Source organism: Paenibacillus sp. Y568 (assembly GCF_059445545.1).
Window position 1 is genome coordinate 84,496 of the sequence record NZ_JCAIUM010000007.1, and the last position, 19,737, is coordinate 104,232.

At 41.9% G+C, this 19,737-nt stretch carries 15 protein-coding genes and 3 pseudogenes; 11 read left to right on the top strand and 7 right to left on the bottom strand.

Annotated features, from left to right (window positions below):
- Positions 1-111: 111 nt before the first annotated feature.
- A complete protein-coding gene (locus AC1D7X_RS11690; protein ID WP_495475272.1) occupies positions 112-321 on the top strand; it encodes a hypothetical protein in 210 nt (69 codons plus the stop codon).
- A gap of 49 nt (positions 322-370) precedes the next feature.
- Here the strand turns inward: AC1D7X_RS11690 and AC1D7X_RS11695 are convergent, their stop codons facing one another.
- Positions 371-1,018 (bottom strand): transcriptional regulator, encoded by a 648-nt coding sequence (locus tag AC1D7X_RS11695; protein ID WP_495475273.1) that lies wholly within the window; start codon positions 1,016-1,018, stop codon positions 371-373.
- 542 nt (positions 1,019-1,560) lie between these two features.
- Between AC1D7X_RS11695 and AC1D7X_RS11700 the strand changes: the two genes are divergently transcribed.
- The 4 genes from AC1D7X_RS11700 to AC1D7X_RS11715 all read left to right on the top strand — a co-directional run bounded on the left by AC1D7X_RS11700 (position 1,561) and on the right by AC1D7X_RS11715 (position 7,056).
- A complete protein-coding gene (locus tag AC1D7X_RS11700) occupies positions 1,561-2,184 on the top strand; it encodes a hypothetical protein (RefSeq protein WP_495475274.1) in 624 nt (207 codons plus the stop codon).
- Positions 2,185-2,340: 156 nt separating this feature from the next.
- Complete coding sequence (locus AC1D7X_RS11705) at positions 2,341-5,025, top strand: winged helix-turn-helix domain-containing protein (protein WP_495475275.1); 2,685 nt, start codon at positions 2,341-2,343, stop codon at positions 5,023-5,025.
- Between the two features lie 102 nt (positions 5,026-5,127).
- Entirely contained in the window at positions 5,128-6,057 is a 930-nt protein-coding gene (locus tag AC1D7X_RS11710; protein ID WP_495475276.1) for an NAD(P)-dependent alcohol dehydrogenase, read from the top strand.
- A gap of 297 nt (positions 6,058-6,354) precedes the next feature.
- The gene (locus tag AC1D7X_RS11715; protein ID WP_495455423.1) at positions 6,355-7,056 is read left to right on the top strand and encodes a hypothetical protein; all 702 of its coding nucleotides are present in this window, start codon (positions 6,355-6,357) and stop codon (positions 7,054-7,056) included.
- Positions 7,057-7,359: 303 nt separating this feature from the next.
- Here AC1D7X_RS11715 and AC1D7X_RS11720 read toward each other — a convergent pair.
- Positions 7,360-8,269: pseudogene (locus AC1D7X_RS11720) on the bottom strand (AraC family transcriptional regulator).
- 204 nt (positions 8,270-8,473) lie between these two features.
- Here AC1D7X_RS11720 and AC1D7X_RS11725 point away from each other — a divergent pair.
- Together AC1D7X_RS11725 and AC1D7X_RS11730 are read left to right on the top strand one after the other, a co-directional pair.
- Positions 8,474-8,731, top strand: coding sequence for an Atu4866 domain-containing protein (locus AC1D7X_RS11725; RefSeq protein ID WP_495455679.1), 258 nt, complete (start codon positions 8,474-8,476; stop codon positions 8,729-8,731).
- Between the two features lie 78 nt (positions 8,732-8,809).
- Positions 8,810-9,073: pseudogene (locus AC1D7X_RS11730) on the top strand (SDR family oxidoreductase); the annotation flags it as partial.
- Positions 9,074-9,169: 96 nt separating this feature from the next.
- On the opposite strand, the gene AC1D7X_RS11735 reads toward AC1D7X_RS11730, so the two are convergent.
- The 4 genes and pseudogenes from AC1D7X_RS11735 to AC1D7X_RS11750 all read right to left on the bottom strand — a co-directional run bounded on the left by AC1D7X_RS11735 (position 9,170) and on the right by AC1D7X_RS11750 (position 12,074).
- Positions 9,170-9,886 carry a galactose-binding domain-containing protein gene (locus tag AC1D7X_RS11735; RefSeq protein WP_495455680.1) on the bottom strand — a complete coding sequence of 239 codons (717 nt, stop codon included), beginning with the start codon at positions 9,884-9,886 and terminating at the stop codon, positions 9,170-9,172.
- Positions 9,863-11,140: pseudogene (locus AC1D7X_RS11740) on the bottom strand (family 8 glycosyl hydrolase); the annotation flags it as partial. The pseudogene AC1D7X_RS11740 and the gene AC1D7X_RS11735, both read right to left, overlap by 24 nt.
- 422 nt (positions 11,141-11,562) lie before the next feature.
- Complete coding sequence (locus AC1D7X_RS11745) at positions 11,563-11,781, bottom strand: hypothetical protein (RefSeq protein WP_495455426.1); 219 nt, start codon at positions 11,779-11,781, stop codon at positions 11,563-11,565.
- Positions 11,733-12,074, bottom strand: a complete 342-nt coding sequence (locus tag AC1D7X_RS11750) for a sigma-70 family RNA polymerase sigma factor (protein ID WP_495455427.1) — start codon at positions 12,072-12,074, stop codon at positions 11,733-11,735. Before AC1D7X_RS11750 ends, AC1D7X_RS11745 begins: the two co-directional genes overlap by 49 nt.
- Before the next feature lie 181 nt (positions 12,075-12,255).
- Between AC1D7X_RS11750 and AC1D7X_RS11755 the strand changes: the two genes are divergently transcribed.
- Both AC1D7X_RS11755 and AC1D7X_RS11760 read left to right on the top strand, forming a co-directional pair.
- On the top strand, positions 12,256-12,441 hold the full coding sequence (locus AC1D7X_RS11755; RefSeq protein ID WP_495475277.1) for a hypothetical protein: 186 nt from the start codon (positions 12,256-12,258) through the stop codon (positions 12,439-12,441).
- A 135-nt stretch (positions 12,442-12,576) separates the two neighbouring features.
- Positions 12,577-14,280 carry a DUF4127 family protein gene (locus tag AC1D7X_RS11760; protein ID WP_495455429.1) on the top strand — a complete coding sequence of 568 codons (1,704 nt, stop codon included), beginning with the start codon at positions 12,577-12,579 and terminating at the stop codon, positions 14,278-14,280.
- A 742-nt stretch (positions 14,281-15,022) separates the two neighbouring features.
- On the opposite strand, the gene AC1D7X_RS11765 is transcribed toward AC1D7X_RS11760, so the two are convergent.
- Positions 15,023-15,946 carry a proline dehydrogenase family protein gene (locus AC1D7X_RS11765; protein ID WP_495475278.1) on the bottom strand — a complete coding sequence of 308 codons (924 nt, stop codon included), beginning with the start codon at positions 15,944-15,946 and terminating at the stop codon, positions 15,023-15,025.
- 214 nt (positions 15,947-16,160) lie between these two features.
- Here AC1D7X_RS11765 and pruA point away from each other — a divergent pair, with 214 nt between their 5' ends.
- On the top strand, positions 16,161-17,708 hold the full coding sequence (gene pruA, locus AC1D7X_RS11770; protein WP_495475279.1) for an L-glutamate gamma-semialdehyde dehydrogenase: 1,548 nt from the start codon (positions 16,161-16,163) through the stop codon (positions 17,706-17,708).
- Between the two features lie 300 nt (positions 17,709-18,008).
- A complete protein-coding gene (locus AC1D7X_RS11775; RefSeq protein ID WP_495475280.1) occupies positions 18,009-19,712 on the top strand; it encodes a helix-turn-helix domain-containing protein in 1,704 nt (567 codons plus the stop codon).
- Positions 19,713-19,737 lie beyond the last annotated feature (25 nt).

Genomic DNA, 19,737 nt, shown 5'->3' on the forward strand with positions numbered 1-19,737 from the left:
TATAACACATACACTATTAGGTTTATTGGGTATCGAGAGGACTGACGTTCCGCTATTTGTTCGATTTTGTTCATTTGAGTGTTTATGCGGACAGGAGATCCGTTATTATTCATGAATCGAATGAATTCAGGGCTATTAATGATAAATAACGGATTCTCAGTCCACATTGATCACGAAACACAGTTGATTTCCACAAATAGTGGATTCTCTGTCCGCTATATTTTTCGTCCTGACTCAAGTACGAAGCTACTGACATTCTATCAACTGAAAAGATTACTACCACTCCGTCAACAAAATGGTCATTTCAAATTCTCTATCTAACTATGCATGGCTGAATACGTCACTATGCCGCCCAGGCTTAGATTGATGATTACAATTGTAGTTTGTAGGTTCGAGCTCGGTGTTGACCGCTTGCGATGTCTAGTATGTGCAAATCGACCAGTTTATGCAATATGCGCCTAGTCTGTCGGTCGCTTACTCTAAGGTGCCCAGCGAGTTCCAAAGGGGTTATTGGGCGTAAAATTCGGCGTGTAAACCGAACGGTTTCAGCTTCTAACCAAGATAAGTTTGAAGGAACGTCGAATGCGATGAACTTCCCAATAAATGAGAGAACCAGTTGTTGACACTGCTTTGGCTCATCTACAATAGAAGGATAGGCTATCGGAAGAAATATCCACCCATCTAGTGCTAACAAGCAATGTCTTCGGCATAAATCCTTGAATCGCCTTACGTCAAGATCTCTGGCATGAGGTCCATAACCCTGAATCTCAATACCTCCCTTTGCACCTGCTGGCATATAGGCTAGGTCAAGATATCGATAACCATTACTGAAGTCACGAACCTCCCATTCGGGAAGTAAATGGCTTAAATTACCGACAGCCGGAAACCATACAGATCTTAGAAACTCTACAGTTCCATGACCTAGTCCCTTATTAAGCAGTTCTCTTCTTCTAGGGTTTTCCTCATTATCTAGATTCTCTTGCAACCACTCCTCATATTGCTGCGTAAAACGTGTCACTGTGCTAGTCCTCCTTATAATAAATAATGTGAACCCAATTCTGTATTGCCCCCATAAATAAACAAAATCCGCTTCCATACAAAAGCCCCCCATTACTCATTAGGGTGTTCTTTGTATAGAAGCGGCGCGTTCTTCGCGACCTTTACGTTGTTATTATATCGTTTGCTTTTTAAATCAACAATAAGTCATTCATTTGCGTGAAAAGGAACTGGAAACGAGAGAAGGAGTGTTACTTTGGACTAGACAGGTCTACAAGATAACGCTTACGAATATCTATGTTTATTTCGGTTATACCTAAAGTTACATCGTGATATCACGTGCATTTGACAAGGGTAGCTCGTTCTACAGCCATTATCTTTAAGGGCGGATTGGTTAGTCTGTAGTCTAGCATAGTTACTGTCCGAAGTGGCAAGATTGAAGACAGTTTTAAGATTTTTGCTAAGATGTTAGTAGAAAAGAAGACTTGTTTATTCAATTGTCTATTTCTATCATTTCCGTTCAAGCTACTGAATGGTATGATAGAAAGTGAGGTGAATATGAATATGAGTAATGAGACAACAAATGAGGAAGTAAACAATAATCAAGAACCTGTATTGGATGAGAAAAGGATTGAGCTTCTAAAGGCTGTTCACACTGACGGCACCTTATCTTTGAAAAAGCATTTTCAGGAAGTCCAAGGGCAAGTGTTAAATCTAGATGCTTATGGTCCGGTGTTTGTGTATCATGTGCAAGATCAATCGAATGATGTGTATTCCTGTGGGTTCTTCCTACGTGAATTGGTTGCAAAGTTCCAGTCAGGTGATGATCCGGCTATTTGGATGGCTTCTTTCTTCTATGAATTGATGAAGACAAAGGGAGGTAAAACTCTTCCAACACCGGCATCAAGCGAAGAGGAAGCAAAATCTATCATAGACAATGTATTAGTTCCCAAATGTATAGAAGAAGTACGTGAGGAATTCGCTCCGGAGGAAGTACATGCAGGTCTTACCTGGAACGAGGAGATCGGTCCGGTCTTCGAAGTTGGATTCCCTTCAATAGTAGAAGGAAATAACGTGTGCGCTTTCCCATTACATCTATTGTTCACACATTTACAATTGAACCGGGACCCATCAGAGTTGCTTGTCCAAGGTTTATACAAAATTCGTAAAGAACATGGTATGGAATAAAAGATGTATCAATAGTTGAAAAAAGCTATGAAGTTACGCGCGTGCTGATAATCGATCAGCACGCGTTGTTTATTTTGATCCTAAAAAAGGGATCGGTCGTTATGATCTCGACTCTCTTTGTTGACGATAAAGGACTGTGATCATTATAATTCATATATGAATATTCCAATTATATCCACTAAGTTATATATCCCCCCGCCTCGGTCAAAGATTGTTATTCGCCGAAGACTATTCGATCGTCTAAACAATGGGCTACACCGCAGACTGACCATCATCTCTGCTTCCGCTGGTTTTGGTAAAACGACATTAGTGAGCGAATGGCTTGCCGGTTGTGATCGACCTGTCGCTTGGCTATCGATCGATGAAGGTGATAACGACCCAGCGTGTTTTCTAACATACCTCTACACATCTTTACAGAGAATTGCTACAGATATGGGTGAAGGTGTATTGGGTTTGCTCCAATCCCCTCAGCCACTACCCATCGAATCGATTCTTACAACCCTACTCAATGAGATCGACGCTATGCCATACCCATTTATACTTGTCCTTGATGATTACCACGTCATTAAGACTAGCCTAATTGACCAAGCTATTACCTTACTCATTGAGCGAATGCCGCCACAGATGCATCTGGTCATCATAACCCGTGAAGATCCAAACTTACCTATAGCCCGGTTACGAGTCCGGGACCAATTGACGGAGATACGCGCCACAGAGTTACGGTTTACAGCTTCTGAAGCAGCAGAATTTCTGGGCCAGGTCATGGGATTAAACCTTGCATCGGAAGAAATTGGCTTGCTTGAATCCCGTACAGAAGGCTGGATTGCTGGTCTGCAACTAGCGGCACTTTCCATGCAGGGACATGAAGACCCTGCAAGCTTCATCCAATCTTTCAGCGGAAGCCATCATTTTGTTCTAGACTATTTAGTTGAAGAAGTGCTACAACAGCAACCCGCATACATACAGACTTTTTTATTGCGTACATCTATTCTCGATCGGTTATGCGGTCCTTTATGTGATGCAGTTCTTAGCAATGGAGTCGGGGAACACTTCACCCCCTCATCTTCAGGGCAAGAAACCTTGGAATATCTTGAACACGTTAATTTGTTCATCGTTCCTATGGACAATGAGAGGAAATGGTACCGCTATCATCATCTCTTTACTGACTTGTTGCGGAAACGTCTGCCCCAGAGCATCACCTCGAATATAGGAGATGGTGAGAGGGAAATGGCTGAATTACATATTCTTGCGAGCAAATGGTATGAAGAGAATGGATTGGAGATTGAAGCCTTTCATCATGCTGCTATCGCTAATGATACTGAGCGTGCTGCACGGCTGATGGAGGGAGGGGAGATGCCCTTGTTATTTCGTGGAGTGATCTCGCCTGTCATGAATTGGTTGAATTTATTGCCAAATGGGGAACTAGACGCAATGCCGTCATTGTGGATCATGTATGCATCTGCCTTACTAATGGTGGGTCAAATGACAGGCGTTGAACACAAGTTACGATCCGCTGAAAAAGCCCTACAAAATACCAAGCAAGACGATAAGACGCAAGATCTAATCGGGCATATTGCTTCGATACGCGCTACACTCGCCGTCAGTAAACACGATACGGGAACGATTATGACAGAGTCGCGTCGTGCGCTGGAAAATTTACATCCAGACAACCTACCTGTCCGGACAGCTACAACATGGACGCTGGGATATGCCTATCAGCTCCAGGGGAATCGCACCTTGGCCAGTAAGGCATATACCGAAGCATTATCGATCAGTCAGATGATGGGGCATATGACAATCACCATGATGGCTACACTCGGCCTAGGAAACATACAGGAAGCTGATAACCAGCTTGATGTGGCGGCAGAATCTTATCGTCGTGTTCTACATCTGGCTGGTAATCCATCGCTGCCGATTGCTTGTGAAGCGCACCTAGGCTTAGCTCGTATATTGTATGAATGGAACGAGTTGGATGCAGCTATGCAGCACGGTCAACAGACCGTACAATTGGCGAAGCATTTTGAACATACAGATCGAGTCGTTGCGGGTGAGGTGATTCTCGCCAGACTACAGCTTGCGCGCGGAGAGATAAGCGGCGCAATCGCGATATTAGCTAAGGCTGATCAATCCGCTCGACAGGAGAGTTTCGTGAATCAGATGCCCCATATTGCTGCCGCACATGTACTTGCATTACTTCATTTGGGAAATCTAGAGGATGCCGCTCATCTAGTGCAGAAGTATGATCTGCAGATCAGCCAGGCACGGGTATATCTAGCACAGGATAACACGTCCTCAGCCCTGTCGGTCCTCGAGCCATTACGAAGACAGGCGGAAGCAAAGGAATTAAAGGATGAACGGCTTAAGATAATGGTTATACAGGCTATTGCTCTGCATGCACAGGGCGAGAAGCTAAAGGCTTCGCAAACAATAGTAGACGCTCTGACGATGGCCGAACCTGGCGGGTTTATTCGGATCTTTGTCGATGAAGGTATTTTGATGTATAGATTGTTATCCGAAGTCGTTAATCATGAAAAAATGCCAAAGATCTATCTAGGTAAGTTGCTGGCTGCATTTGAAGCTGAAGAACTGAAAATGAAAAGTGAACTCAATAAAGGTCATCAACTAGTTCAATCTAACAAGTCCCTAATCGAGCCACTAAGTGGGCGCGAGTTAGAAGTTTTGCATCTCATTGCCCAAGGACTATCGAATCGTGAGATTAGCGAGCAACTTTTCATTACATTGACAACAGTTAAAGGGCATAACCGAAATATTTATGACAAACTACAAGTCGCAAGGCGCACTGAAGCTGTTGCAATTGCAAGAACGTTGGGATTATTGTAAGCCTTCCCTTCATAAACACATCAAAAACCATACTTTAGTATCTATATGGACATACGGTAAGGAAGCTATACTATTTGCATATTGAGGTCTAGGAGGAAGCCCATGAAAGCAATGGTATGCACAAAATATGGATCACCCGATGTTCTTGAGCTTAAAGAAGTGGAAAAATGTGCGCCAAAGGGCAATGAGGTACTCGTAAAGGTTCATGCGACAACCGTGCAAGCAGGAGACATTAGAGTTCGAACGTTCAGAAGTCCGCTCTCGCTCTGGATTCCTATGCGATTAGTTCTTGGTCTTACAAGACCTAGGAAATCTATTCTTGGCGTGGAGCTAGCTGGAGAGATAGAAGCTATAGGCAATGATGTAACTCGTTATAAGAAAGGTGACAAAGTGTTTGCGTTAACCGGGATGAATTTCGGTGCACATGCTGAGTATACCTGCTTGCCTGAAGACGGTATGATGGCAATCATGCCGACAAATGTGACCTATGAGGATGCAGCTTCGGTTCTATACGGAGGGACTTCTGCTTTGTATTTTTTGAAAAAGGCGAATATCCAGAATGGCCATAAAATTCTTATCTACGGTGCTTCTGGAACTGTAGGCACTTCTGCGATACAGCTTGCCAAGTATTTTGGGGCGGAAGTAACCGCAGTATGTAGCTCCACAAACCTTGAGTTGGTAAAATCTCTGGGAGCAGATAAGGTCTTGGATTATACGAAAGAGGATTTCACCAATAGAAGTGAACGTTATGATATCATTTTTGATGCCGTGGGGAAAATCTCGAAAACAAATTATAAGAGAGCACTTACTCCGAACGGGTCGTACGTGACCGTTGACGGGCAGGGGATGGCTAAAATACGCATTGAAGATATCCAGTTCCTCAAAGAGATGATGGAGACGGGGAAGTTGAAATCGGTTATTGATAGATACTATCCGCTGGAACAAATCCCTGAGGCTAATCAATATGTAGAAAAAGGTAGGAAAAAGGGAAGCGTAGTGATCAGGGTGATCGAACATGCTAAACCAATCTAATATAGTACTGCATTGATTGGCTCCTCTTGATAAAGGGCGAACTTCGTGGATTCAGACTGCTTACTCATTATGAGTAAATGGTTTTTAATATGCCAATATATAGATAGAAACCGTAACTCCATGTGAAGAACATATTTTAAGTGTGGTAATCCTTAGAGAGAAAGCCATAGGGAATCGCAATGTATTATGTAATTTGATACAGACAATAGAAATAGAATAGTGCCATAATTATGAAATCAGACACCTGGGAATTATAGTCATATATGGATTGTAAAAAAGAAGGGGTGAAAGTGATCCATGCGTGAACAAGAGGACATATCTGCTTTACAATTTTTTTTGTTAGGTTTACTTGTATTTTTAGTATTGGGTATGGATATGTTAGTCATGGTTTTGGATCAGTGGTTGTGGGGAAATTTATTGAAGATAGACGACTTTTTTGCCAGCCCATGGTATGTAATTATTACACATTGGAGTATTGTTATCTTATTATGGGCTGTTGGAGCCGGACTTTTTTTTGCATGGTTAAGGAAGAAAGGGGAACTAAAAAGCGTGATATCTGTACGATGGAGCTCTAAAGGGGTCCCTTTACTGATCATGGCTGTTGTAATGAGCTTTTTATTCGCAGTGATTGAGTCAGTGTTGATGGATGGGAACTTACCACAGATATACAATGAATACCAAAGTTTCGCACGTAATTATGGCTCAATGGGATTATTCGTTGGTTTGACTCAAAATATATATTATATCGTAGAATCCGTTCTGGTTGTGCTCTTAGTTGCCTTGATGCAACGTGCCGGAGAAATGTGGTTTAAAAAGCCTAATCTTCCTTACGGAGGTGTGGGTTTGATGGTGACTTGGGGACTTAGTCACTTGATGCATGGTCTGGCAGATGGTTTATATATAACTGCTTTTGCTTTGGTGTTCGGTTGGTTGTTTGTGAAGGCGGGTAAGCATTGGTGGCCAAGTCTGCTGTTTGTTTGGCTCATGTTTATTTTTTGAAGCTATCGCTAGGATTGCTCTCCCGATCTTCATAACGTAACAAGCCGCGTAACACTAGGATTCTAATGTGTTCCGCGGCTTTTTTATGCTGTTAATACATCGGTAATGGATTATACCTCTTTATATGTTCGTTCTAATACCTTGAACATGGGGGTGCTGGTGTTTCATATAACTAATGCTAAACCAATCTAATCGCATAATCAGAGAAATTAACCGCTTGCCCATAGGTAAGCGGTTTTTTTATTGTGCAGAGATTTTGATTGAAACCGCCTAGGTGTAAGAATAGAATCTCGAACAAAATAATTAAACGGGAATTGTACTTAATGAGTCGCGAAGACGTTTGATATCACTTATAGGAGGAAGACCGAACATACGAGCATATTCACGATTAAATTGAGTGGGACTTTCATAACCAACCTGGAATCCAGCATCGGCGGCTTCCGATGTCTCAGCAAGTAGTAGACGGCGCGCTTCCTGTAATCTGATCTGTTTCTGATATTGCAAAGGGCTCATTGCGGTGATGTCTTTGAAATGTTGATGTAAGGAGGAAGGACTCATGTTGGCTGTCATTGCTAATTGATCAATACGCAGTGGTTTGGCAAAATCATTCTTGATAAGATCAATGACTTTTGCGATACGTTGAGCGTGGCTACCCATTATAGCGAACTGTTTAAGGGAATCGCCTTGTTCATCTTGTAATATCCGATAATATATTTCCCGAATCACTAGAGGTGCAAGGATGGGAATATCCTGCGGCGTATCTAAAAGGCGAACCAACCGCAAAACGGCATCCAGAAGAGAGGAGCTCGTTTTACTTACAAACAAGCCGCGACCAGAGTCACCTTGTTTACTCGGTATTTGATTGAAATCTTTAATGATGTCTAAAATTTGATTCGGATCAAAGTCCAACCTGAGGCACAAGTAAGGTGACTTGCCCAGAAAGGGGTAAGTGTACGGAGACAACTAAATAATGAGCTGGGTCATAATGATAGCACTCCTGTGCAAGCATAACCAGCTTGGTTCCTTTTACGACCATACACAATGCTGGTTGATGGATTAAATGTACGGTCTCTGATCTGGAAGATCGAATGAAATGTAGAGAAGGGATGGCTGTAGCATGAGTGCCATCTGTGTGAGTGAAATGTTCTATGTGCTGTGCTAATTCCTCTTGCTTCAGGACCATATGATCTTCGAGTATAACTTCACTAGTCATAAGAGCATCTCCATTTTCCACCTTTTAATAGCTACATATTATTTCTTTTTGGAGGATTAGGCAATAATCATCTGTTAACAGGCTACCTCCTAAAGTTCAAATTATTTCATAATGAATATGAGCTCAACCATAGGAGGCAAGAAGAAAAGAGATAGTAGCATCGGCGAAATAAGTAAAAAAATTAATGGCGAGGGAGATGAGCACGTGAAGAATAGTCACAATGTAGCAATACATGCTTATGTCGGCATGTGGGTTACGCAAGATGGATACATTCGTCATGAACTTCTGTCAAATGGGCGTTACGATGAAGCGCGTGGGAACAAGGAAAGTGCCTATCAAGGGAGTTATACGGTTGAAGGGGATCATATTGCGTATTTGGATGACACCGGATTCACGGCTGATGGTGACTTTCGTGAGGGAATTCTTTATCACGCAGGAATGATTCTATATCGTGAACAATAAAAGAGGCTGGCTATCGATAATGGAAGAAAATATGATATTCAAAGGAGCAAATGATAATGTCTAACGTTAAAGGGAAAGAAGTATGCGGTTCGAGCAATCACAGAAGGTCTGCGCCAAGAAGTTGGAGGTGACATTCGCGTAACGATGGTATCTCCAGGTGTTACGGAATCGGAACTTGCTGAAAGTATCTCGGATGACGAAGCAAGAGAGGTTATGAAGGAGTATCGACGAATTTCTATTCCAGTGACGGCTATCGCCCGCGCAATATTATATGCCATCGATCAGCCATCTGATGTGGATGTAAGTGAGATGATTGTACGTCCAACTGCAAGTTTAGCTTAATACAGGGTATGCCGAATATGAGTGAATCAAATGACTGGATTTCAATATAACAAGACCTGACGGATCAATTCCGTCAGGTTTTGTTAACTTTACTGATTAAGAACCATACACCTCGAAATCATAAAGTGAATATCCGTAAGTAGTGCCTCTTGTTATGCCAAGTACTCTTACATATCTTCCGGTCTTAGCTGTAAATGTGATGTCATCGATTGCACCATTGCCGGTTGTTGTTGTGTAGGCATCTGTCCATGTGGTGCTATCAGTGGATACTTGGATTTTGTAACCTTTAGCGTAAGCATCTTCCCAATTTAGTTTCACGCGGTTGACGCTTGTGGTTGTACCCAGATCCACATAAATCCACTCATTATTATTTCCTTCTATACTTGCCCATCTTGTCGATGGATTACCGTCCGTTGCTTTGGAAGCTTCAAATCCTGAGGCTTCTATTGAACTCGCTGTAGTCGTCTTGTTCAGTGCAAGGTTGGTTGATGAAGAATTTGCACTTGTTGTAGCTGTCACTGTGTTACTGTTTGCCGAGAGGTTACCCGCAGCATCAATGGCTTTAACCGTGTAACTATAAGCCGTAGAAGCAGTAAGACCAGTGTCATTAAAATTGGTAGCCGTCGATGTACCGACTTGAGTACCTCCTCGGAACACTTGGTATCCAACGACTCCAACATTATCTGTTGAAGCTGACCAGCTTAGGTTAATCTGATTGCTGGATACAACGGTGGTACTTAGGTTAGTAGGAGCTGTAGGTGATTGTGTGTCTGTCGCACCGCTGAACGATGGTTTCCACCAGTTACCTGAAATGTAAAGCATGTTAAGCATGTTGTAAGAATCGCTGAAGTAGGATTCTTTCTTGTTCTTCATCCAATCCCAACCTGAATTTACCCATGCTTGGTGGGCACTATTAGTCGTAGCTGCGGATATGAACGGTGATACGAATACGGCTGTAGCATAGGAGGCATTTCCACTTACTGTACCATTTAATTTATATCCATCTTTGATACTACTTGGATTTCCATTTGTTTTACCTTTAATCCATACCGCCATCTTGTCAGCAATATCACGACCTCTGGTATCACCGTAAAAGGCATAGTCCATTACCATTCTTAATGGAACGCGACTTGCATTGTAATTGTATTCATTAGTTTCTGGGAACTCATCCAAATAATTTGTTGGAGCCGGTTTAGGAGGATTGTTAACAACAAAGTCAGAGATGAGACCTGTAGTAGCTGAGTAAGTTGTTGAGAATTGACTATACACAGAATATAAATTATTGATGACATCCAACCATGTTTGATCTCCTGTAACTTCATGGAAAGCTCTCAAATGCGAGAGCATCCAATCAGAAGGGCGAGTGTTCAGTGCACTTTTCTCATCCCAATCTCCAAGATTCAATCTATTGTTGGTGGTCACGTTGCTAGCCTTGATCCCATTAGTGATCATTTTTTTGGCTTCTGCTAAATAATTAATAGTACCCGTTGATCCCCATTGACGGTCAGCAAGAATCAAAGAGTAAGCGATGTCCAAATCTCCGTCCGTCGCTGAGCCGAAATGCCCTTGGGCACTGCTACTATCTGCTACAACCCAGCCCATTAGATTAGCATTTCCCGAGCTTTTGAAGGCTCTAGCAGTTTTGAACAGACCATCATAAATGGTTCTTGCGTTGGAATCGTGACCTGCCATTAGAGCAGTAATAACCATTCCATAACCTTGGCCTTCTGAAGTGCCGAGTGGTGTGTAACCTTCAGCGTCACCGGTAATATCGCCTCTTACATAATAACCGCCAGGTAATGAAGATAAATTATTCTTCAAGTACTTTGACTTCCAATAGTCATAATAACTTGATACTGCGCTATTCATAGCTGCTTGGGTTACATGGTTAGGCTTAATGATGCCTGGATAGCTAACTTGCTGAGGGAACGGTTTCAATTCTCCGGCAGCATAGGCTTTGGTTTGTAATGGAGCAGGTGTACCGAGTATGGTCACAACCATAGTTAGACATAGTGAAGCGAGTCCAATACATCTCAATAGCCTTTTGTTTGATTTCAGTGTGTACATAAATTGCCTCCTTTAAATTTATATTGCTACAACTTGTTCTCGACTGTATAACGGCCTCCTTCCTGCGTAGTGACAATAAGTTAAAGCGCTTTAACTTTTGAGAATGAAGCAGCGAAGTATGAGCACTTTAATGTTAGGGTTATGTAAAAGGTAACCTAGAAGATACTAGAGGTTTATGAATTGTCACCAGTACATCTAAATTACATATAGCCCTTATTTCTTATTTCTTAGTGATGAAGATGAATATGAGTTCTCTTCGATAAAGAATTTAACACATAAAATTTGTAATTGTCTACAACATATTCAAATTTTATGTATCATGAAGATGGATAGTTTATTGGATTACATATATAGGGAGAAACGAAGATGTATCTTACAACCACATTGGGATAAAAAGTCTTCGTTTCTCCTACAGAAATAGATTAATGATCACTGTTCTTAATGAATTCAATAAACTCAACAATGATTTGAGATACCGCATCTTCTTGCGGCATATGAATGAATTTGCTTAGACGGAGAATATCCCCTTTAAACAGTTCAATGAGCTGCAGGATAGAATCGGGATCATTTTGTTTGGCCAACTGAAGTAAGTCTAGGAATTCACTGTCTGGGATAATTTCTGTATCATTTTTCGTTTCCATTTGTTCACCGCCTGTTGACTCATTTGTAGTTGACGAGCGACTTCCGATTCTGTCTGATCTTGTATGTACAGTTTATAGAGTATGATCTTTCCAAAGGGAGGCAAAGGTTCGATTAGTTGCTGAACTAACACTTTGTTATCAGAGGATGTTGTAAAGTTGTTGGGTGTAGCAGCTTCTATTCCATAGAAGGAACATTCTTGTTTTCTAATGATTTTGGCACGATATTGCAATCTCCATCCAATCCGATAGACTTCTGTCTTGTACCTTTCAAAAATGCTCTGTTGTGTATCCAAAATAACATCTCCCTTCTATTTGTGTTTTCTATTTATCTATAGGGAAAATAGAGACGTAGTTTCACAACCAAAATAAGAACGTGTGTTCTTGTTTATTATAGCACCTTTTTAAGAGATTTGGTTGTGATTTTAAAATTAAGATTGCCTATCAAGTATAAAGATAAGAAGGGAGTTGAGGATTATGGAGATCACGGACATGATTTCATTAGTAACGAATGTTGGATTTCCGGTGACATTATGTTTTATTCTGATTCGCTATATTTTGCAGACCATAGGTGAAAAATTGGATAAGTTAGACATTTCATTAAACCAACTTACGGAGACAATTCAATCTGTTGAACATAATGAGAGAGGGGATGATGAATAAGTCACTCTTAAATGAATAACCCATGTGGTTGTTTTATTGAATCATAAATTACCTTTATAATTGAGGACACAGATACGAAGAAAGTGATTTAACAAGTGAACCCTGTGTCTATCATGAATATATGGAGATGTTAATATGAAAAAGATTCTATATGTCCCACTAGATGATCGCCCGGTAAATCTGGATGATGTTATTGTACAGGGAAGATCAGCTGGCATTGAAGTCATTACACCCAATATTCACGATATTCAGAACCGCTTGGACACGCAAAAGACAATCTCGGAATCCACGCTTCTAGGCACAAGTTCTCCTAGATTTGGTCAAACATTGAACATTCGAAAATTTATTCTTAATAACGCATCGAATGTAGATGGATTTATTATCTCAACGGATATGCTTGCTTACGGGGGGCTCATTGGAAGCAGAAGGCTTCGGGCAAGTGGTGGAAGGGCTTTTCCACATTATGATGATGTTACGACAAAGTTATTAGACGTGATTCGTGAAATCAAACAATGTTATCCTAGTAAGCCTATTTATGTGATGGATACCATTATGCGATTAGCAACGTCAGCTTATGTTGAGGGGCAAAATTATGATGCTTATACAGAGTCACGTGCTTTCAACCAACAAGCGCGAAAAAGTTATTCCGATTTTAACGATATCTTGAACGGTTACAATGTAAAACCAGATGACACCAATGTTGAAGATGCGGTCTATTTCGATAAGGAGCAATATTATAACGCACGAAGACACAAATTTAAAACGAACTATTATATTCTGGATCAACTTGCCCGGTTAGGTTATATTGACTTCCTTGCAATTGGTGTCGATGATTCCTCTACCCAAGGTGTACAGGCCAACGAGATTAGCTTTATTGAAGGACGTATTAATGAATGGCTTGGCGGTACGGAGGGTCAGAACCCTGATCGTGCTATAATTCTTCCTGATGCAGATGGGTTGGGTCATTCGCTTATAGCTCGTATGGCGAAGCATTTCTATCCTAGTGAAGTCAAACCAAAGTATATGGTGCAATATTATGGTCCCCATGGATCAACGATCATTAACTCATACGAGTACATGACGGTACATGAGAATATTCAGCGTCACATTGATATTATTGGGGGGCAATTTGTCACAAGTGGTCCCTATGACTTAGAAATCATTGCGATTACGGATGCTAATCAAGTCTCAAGTGCCGTATCACGTATTCAGTCAAATAGTAACGATCGTATCCCTACAGTTGTTATAGATTTTGTAGCAAATGGTGCTGCGAATGGAACGGTAACTGAGGCTTTACTAGAGAGTCCTTATACTGGAGGCATTCTAGGGTACAGTGCTTGGAATACGGCGGGGAATAAAATTGGGATTGCGCTCGGAATGGGGCAAGCACGACACACATATTTAGTTACGGAAAAACATGCTAAATCCCTTCAGAATGCAGTGAACGCACACGGATCACTATTGTTCAAACGTTTCTTGAAAGACTACTATTATAAAGCTATTGCGATTGCCGAAATTCGGACGTATGCGAGAGCACACACATTATATACGAATGTTCTGTATCCCGATCAGAACATGATTCTCTTCAACTCGGCGAGTGACTACAACGTTATGACGACTCTCTTGCGAGATCGAATGCAGACACACACCAACACGCTTGCTGGGAAGAATGCCTTCCGAATTGGCTCTTCAACGGCAGCAACCAATGTACGTCAAATTAGCGGCTCAACATGGATATATGCGATGTATCATAACGTATCACTTCCGAACATAAATCCTAATTACCTTTGGGGACGCGTATTTGAAATTACCTTAAGTCCCAGCGTTACGATGAAATGAGGCTCATGGTTCGGCACTAGAACATAAACCAGCTGTAACTACTGAATGTTCGTAACGATAGAACATTGTGTGAACGGAAATTGTAGATTGAGGTTAATCGCGAAGGAGTAGTTAGGGGGGCGGTGAGCAATGAGTGATAAGCGATGGAAGGTGAGCGATGATAGGTAGTTGCCGACGATAGGTGATCGGTGCTCGATGGGGGATCGATACTTGGGCTTTTGTAACTCCATGGAGGGAATCGGTGATAGAGAACTGATGATCCATGGCGGGAATCGTTACTTGGGGCCGGTAACTCTGTCGAGAGAATTGATGATAAGAGATCAGTAACTATTGATGGCAGGTGAATAGTAACCAGTGTCTAATGGTTATATAGCGATACAAGGTGCTCTACCAACTATTTAACGGGAGGTTCTCCCGTTAAATGAACTCAACTGCCATAAGTTACTCTCCCGATAATCGCAGGAAATTTTCCTGTTAAATCAACTAACTATCGGAAAGAATCATATAAAGAAGTGGCAATGAGCGGTCATAACCGCCTCATTGTCCCTTTTTGCATAGTATAAGTTTCATTTGAATCCATTTCATAATCGTCGATGCATCTAAATCGATTCTTGATGCCCAATCCCCTTATATTTCCACATAAAAAGGCTCCACCTAAAAGGGACGCCATTGCCGTTGCTCTTAATCATTTGATCCTGTCCGGTTACTCTTTGATCATCTGCTCCTAAACAGCCGCTCTCCTTCAGCTGTTCATGTTCTTCAAAACCATCATCAAGTTCGCAGGTTTCTCAGCCAAACGGCGTGTATAGTAGGGGTACCACATCGTGCCATAAGGTACATAACAACGAACGCGGTAGCCTTCACTCGCCAATTGTTCTTGGTATTGTGTGCGTAAGCCATATAACATTTGGAACTCGAAGTTGTCTTTTGAAATAGTATGTTTCTTCACATATTCCTTTACCCAATCTATGACTGTATCGTCGTGAGAAGCTATCGCTGTATAAATACCCTGGTCGAGGTGCATGCGGATCATTTTCTTGAGATTGTCAATGACCTCATTTTTGTTTTGGATAGCGATCGTACTAGGTTCCTTGTAAGCACCTTTAACTACGCGCAGGCGAACATTCTGAGTGATTAAATCCTTGACGTCCTGCTCAGTTCGGAATAAATATGCTTGTATGACAGTACCTACATTCGTCAAACCTTCCTTATGAAGACGCAACACGATATCAATCGTCGCTTGTGTAAAAGAGGAGTCTTCCATATCGATCCGAACAAAGTTGTTATTCTCATGTGCTTTACTAACGACTGCACGTATATTCTCATAGCATGTTTCAGGGTTAAGAGAGAGTCCCATTTGCGTAGGTTTTAGTGAAATATTAGAATTCACACCCGCGTGATTAATTCCTTCAATAAGTCTTAGGTACTCATCTCTATATCCCTCAGCTTCGCTCAGATGTTTGATTCCTTCGCCGAGCGCATCCAATGTAGCCATAATTCCTTTATCATTCAACGCTTGGATCTCTTTTAAAGCTCCTTGCAAGTGATCACTTGCAATAAATTTCATCGCTAATTTTTTACCATACTTAATAGATAGTTTCTCAAAGACTGAATTGCCGGCAATGGTTAGTACAACTTTTCGATAAAGCTCTGAGCCGATATCCATGACTAGTGCCCCTTCCAAGTTCTTATGGTTGTTCTATTATTTGAGCATGAATAATACCCATTGATGGTGAGCGCTTTATTCATCTTTATGATAGGGGAATAGTGGATAGGACTGTTTCGTACAATTGACCTTTAGGGGGCGAATGGTGCTTAGCTATCATTTGGTCCAGGCATGAACTCGTGGATATTCGAATAATAAGAGGGAGGCATAACAGATGAGAGTAGAATTCAAGAATGAGATATTTACAAACTTCAAGGATGAGCAGAACAATAAAGAATACGATGCAGCACTTAAAAAGGTGGAGAAGGAACTCGGGAAATCCTATCCTCTAGTCATCGGTGGACAAAAGATCAAGACGGAGCGTGAAGTTGCTTCAGTGAATCCAGCATTACACTCGCAGGTCATCGGTACCGTCTCACAAGGTGATCGTGATTTGGCTGAACAAGCGATTCAAACAGCGGCAAGCACATTCGAAACATGGAAACAGGTCGATCCGAATGAAAGAGCCCGTTATTTGTATAGAGCGGCTGCGATGTTGCGACGTCGCAAGCATGAATTCTCTGCATGGATGACGTTTGAAGCGGGCAAAACGCGTGCAGAAGCAGATGCAGACACAGCAGAGGCGATCGACTTCATGGAATTCTACGCCCGTGAGATGCAGCGCCTTAACCAACCGCAACCGTTAACAATCATGGAAGAAGAAGAAAATGAGCTGTATTATGTTCCGCTTGGCGTAGGTATCGTCATTCCGCCATGGAACTTTCCGCTTGCGATTATGGTTGGTATGACAACAGCCTCGATTGTGGCTGGTAATACAGTTGTGTTGAAACCAGCTAGTACGACCCCTGTTATCGCAGCGAAATTCATTGCATTGCTAGAAGAAGCAGGATTGCCAGCTGGTGTCGTGAACTTCCTCCCAAGTCCTGGTGAAGAAGTGGGTGACTATCTAGTGGATCACCATTTGACGCGTTTCATAAGTTTCACCGGATCACGAGACGTAGGCTTACGTATTAACGAACGTGCTGCTCGAACTAATCCAGGTCAAAAGTGGATTAAACGCGTCATCGCGGAAATGGGAGGAAAGGATACCATCGTTGTAGATGATGATGCCGATTTAGAATTAGCAGCGGACGCTATTACGGCGTCGGCATTTGGCTTCTCGGGACAGAAATGCTCCGCGTGTTCCCGAGCCATTATTCATGAGGATGTTTATGATGCGGTATTAAATAAAGTCATTGAGCGTACAGAGAAGCTAATCATGGGCAACCCAGCAGATCTTGCGACTAACATTGGTCCGGTTGTTGACGAGAAGGCATATCGCAAAATTCAGGCATATATCGAAATCGGTAAACAAGAAGGCCGCCTAGTTATAGGCGGCAACACAGGAGACTCCAAAGGCTACTTTATTGAGCCCACCATTTTTGCTGACGTCGATTCGACGGCTCGTGTGTCACAGGAAGAGATCTTTGGACCCGTTGTAGCATTTACTAAGGCTACATCATTTGAAGAAGCTTTAGCCTTCGCGAACAATACCGAATATGGTTTAACAGGTGCTGTAATAACGAATAATCGTGCTAATTTAGAGAAGGCACGTCGTGAATTTTTCGTAGGTAATCTTTATTTTAACCGCAAGTGCACAGGGGCATTGGTGGGAACACATCCATTTGGCGGGTTCAATATGTCGGGAACCGATTCAAAAGCCGGGGGACGAGACTACCTGTTATTGTTCACACAAGCCAAAATGGTGTCTGAGCGATATTAAATAAGAACGTTCATGAGGTGAGGTTCACTTGATACTCTATTCCTTGTGCTTCCACTGAAACGTGTGCCGTCTTTAAAAAAGGACAGCATTGCCGTTTCTACTTGATTAGCATAGCGTAATCCATACGAAGCATTCCATGGCCTGAAGCCATGAATGCTTTTTTCTTTGCCTTCTTGCTGGAATCAAAGAACATTAAAGCTGAAAGATTACTAGACTTGGCTTCTATTGCGAATAATTATCATTATCAATATAATGAAGGAATCTATGTTTTATTATATTGATAATTGGTGGTGAATCCGATTGGATGATGTCATAACTAACAAATACTTGGATTCTTGCACGCTGGATGGCTATATGTACAGATTACGTTCGGTTGATTATTCGCAAGGTTTCAGTAGCGAACAACTGAAGCAACAACTGGTATTATCTTATTCACTTATCGTTGTTACGAGTGGCGTATTGCAACTGATTCTGGATCACCAGCATGCGGAGTTGGATCGGCATTCTATATATATCAGTATGCCTGATAGTACTTATGGGGCTGTCGTCTCTAGTGAGGGGGTAGAGATGTATATATTTTATTTTGACGTGTTCGAGCATTGCGATGACGATGATGAAGGGGATATCCGCTCTTTAAATCCGATTAAGAACGCACAGTTGATTGGACCTAAGGGCAAGATTATGGTGAATCCGCTGAATGGGCTTGCGAATATGTGTGAGGAACTCTATCGGAAATGGAGCCGTAAAGAGAAGCGGGAGCTATTTCGCTGTCAAATTGATTTTCAAGAAATCTTATTCTATATCCATACATATCGGTTACGAGAGGCAACAACTTCGTCTTCAGCATTAGAAGCGGCAAAGGAGTACATTGAGGTTCATTATACGGAATCGTTATTGATTGAGCAATTGGCGCAGGTGAGTAAGCTAAGTCCTAAGTATTTTGTGGATTTGTTCAAAAAGAAGTATGGCAAAAGTGCGAAGGAATATGTATCAGAGCTACGATTACAGGAAGCGAAGCGGTTAATGGCGCAACCTAACGCCAAGTTACGTGAAATTGCGCACAGGGTTGGCTATGCAGATGAATTCTACTTCAGCCGTAAATTTAAGAAGGATATTGGTGTATCACCAACCATCTATATGAATGCTCGTCGTCGTAGGTTAGTCGCCTACCAATCGGGTGTTATTGGCTACATGGTTGCACTTAATATCATGCCTTATGCAGCACCCCTTCATCCGAAATGGACGGAACACTATTATCGAGACTATCGTGGTGAGATCCCGATTCATCTGAGCGCCTATCGTTATAATCAGGACTGGAATTGGAATATAGATCAGCTACAATCGCTCTCGGCAGATATCATTATTGCGATGGATGATCTTGAGGAGTTAGAACGTAATGCACTTCAGAATATAGCTACGAAAATTTGTCTTATTCCAACGACGATGAATTGGCGTGAACAATTGCGCGTACTTGCTGAAGAGTTTGGTGAATCTTGGCAAGCGGAGAAGTGGATTAAAAAGTATGAGCATCAAATTCAGGAAGCGAAGATACGGTTGCAACAGTCTACTCATCAAGATACATTCTTATGTCTTCGTATGATCAATCATCAGCTCTGTGTGTATTGTAATCAAGGAATGGCTAGTCTCCTATACCAGGACTTGGGATTAACTCCGGCTTTCCATTGCGATACGTTGACCTACGACAAGCCGATCACGCTTGAAGAGATTGAGCGCTTGAATCCGGACCATATTTTAATGCTGGTTCGACAAGATCGAAAGACTTTGGAGCATTGGATACAGTTGCAGAATGATCCACACTGGCAAGTGATTACGGCTGTACATCGCAAGCGAGTTCATCTTATTTCATCTGATCCATGGCGTGAATATTCTGCACATGCGCAACTAAGGATGCTGGAGCAGATTGTTCAACTTTTAGAAGTAGATAATCCATCACATTTCAGGATTTTGTCCATGGATGAGTCCAAGTCCTCCATCTATACTTAGACAGTGATAATCATTATCAATTACT

Excerpts from the sequence above, each read along its gene's own strand:
- AC1D7X_RS11690 (WP_495475272.1), top strand. The coding sequence starts at position 112 with ATGAATCGAATGAATTCAGGGCTATTAATGATAAATAACGGATTCTCA.
- AC1D7X_RS11765 (WP_495475278.1), bottom strand. The coding sequence starts at position 15,946 with ATGGATATCGGCTCAGAGCTTTATCGAAAAGTTGTACTAACCATTGCC.
- AC1D7X_RS11745 (WP_495455426.1), bottom strand. The coding sequence starts at position 11,781 with ATGGAAACGAAAAATGATACAGAAATTATCCCAGACAGTGAATTCCTA.
- AC1D7X_RS11715 (WP_495455423.1), top strand. The coding sequence starts at position 6,355 with ATGCGTGAACAAGAGGACATATCTGCTTTACAATTTTTTTTGTTAGGT.
- pruA (WP_495475279.1), top strand. The coding sequence starts at position 16,161 with ATGAGAGTAGAATTCAAGAATGAGATATTTACAAACTTCAAGGATGAG.
- AC1D7X_RS11755 (WP_495475277.1), top strand. The coding sequence starts at position 12,256 with ATGGAGATCACGGACATGATTTCATTAGTAACGAATGTTGGATTTCCG.
- AC1D7X_RS11710 (WP_495475276.1), top strand. The coding sequence starts at position 5,128 with ATGAAAGCAATGGTATGCACAAAATATGGATCACCCGATGTTCTTGAG.
- AC1D7X_RS11760 (WP_495455429.1), top strand. The coding sequence starts at position 12,577 with ATGAAAAAGATTCTATATGTCCCACTAGATGATCGCCCGGTAAATCTG.
- AC1D7X_RS11705 (WP_495475275.1), top strand. The coding sequence starts at position 2,341 with ATGAATATTCCAATTATATCCACTAAGTTATATATCCCCCCGCCTCGG.
- AC1D7X_RS11700 (WP_495475274.1), top strand. The coding sequence starts at position 1,561 with ATGAGTAATGAGACAACAAATGAGGAAGTAAACAATAATCAAGAACCT.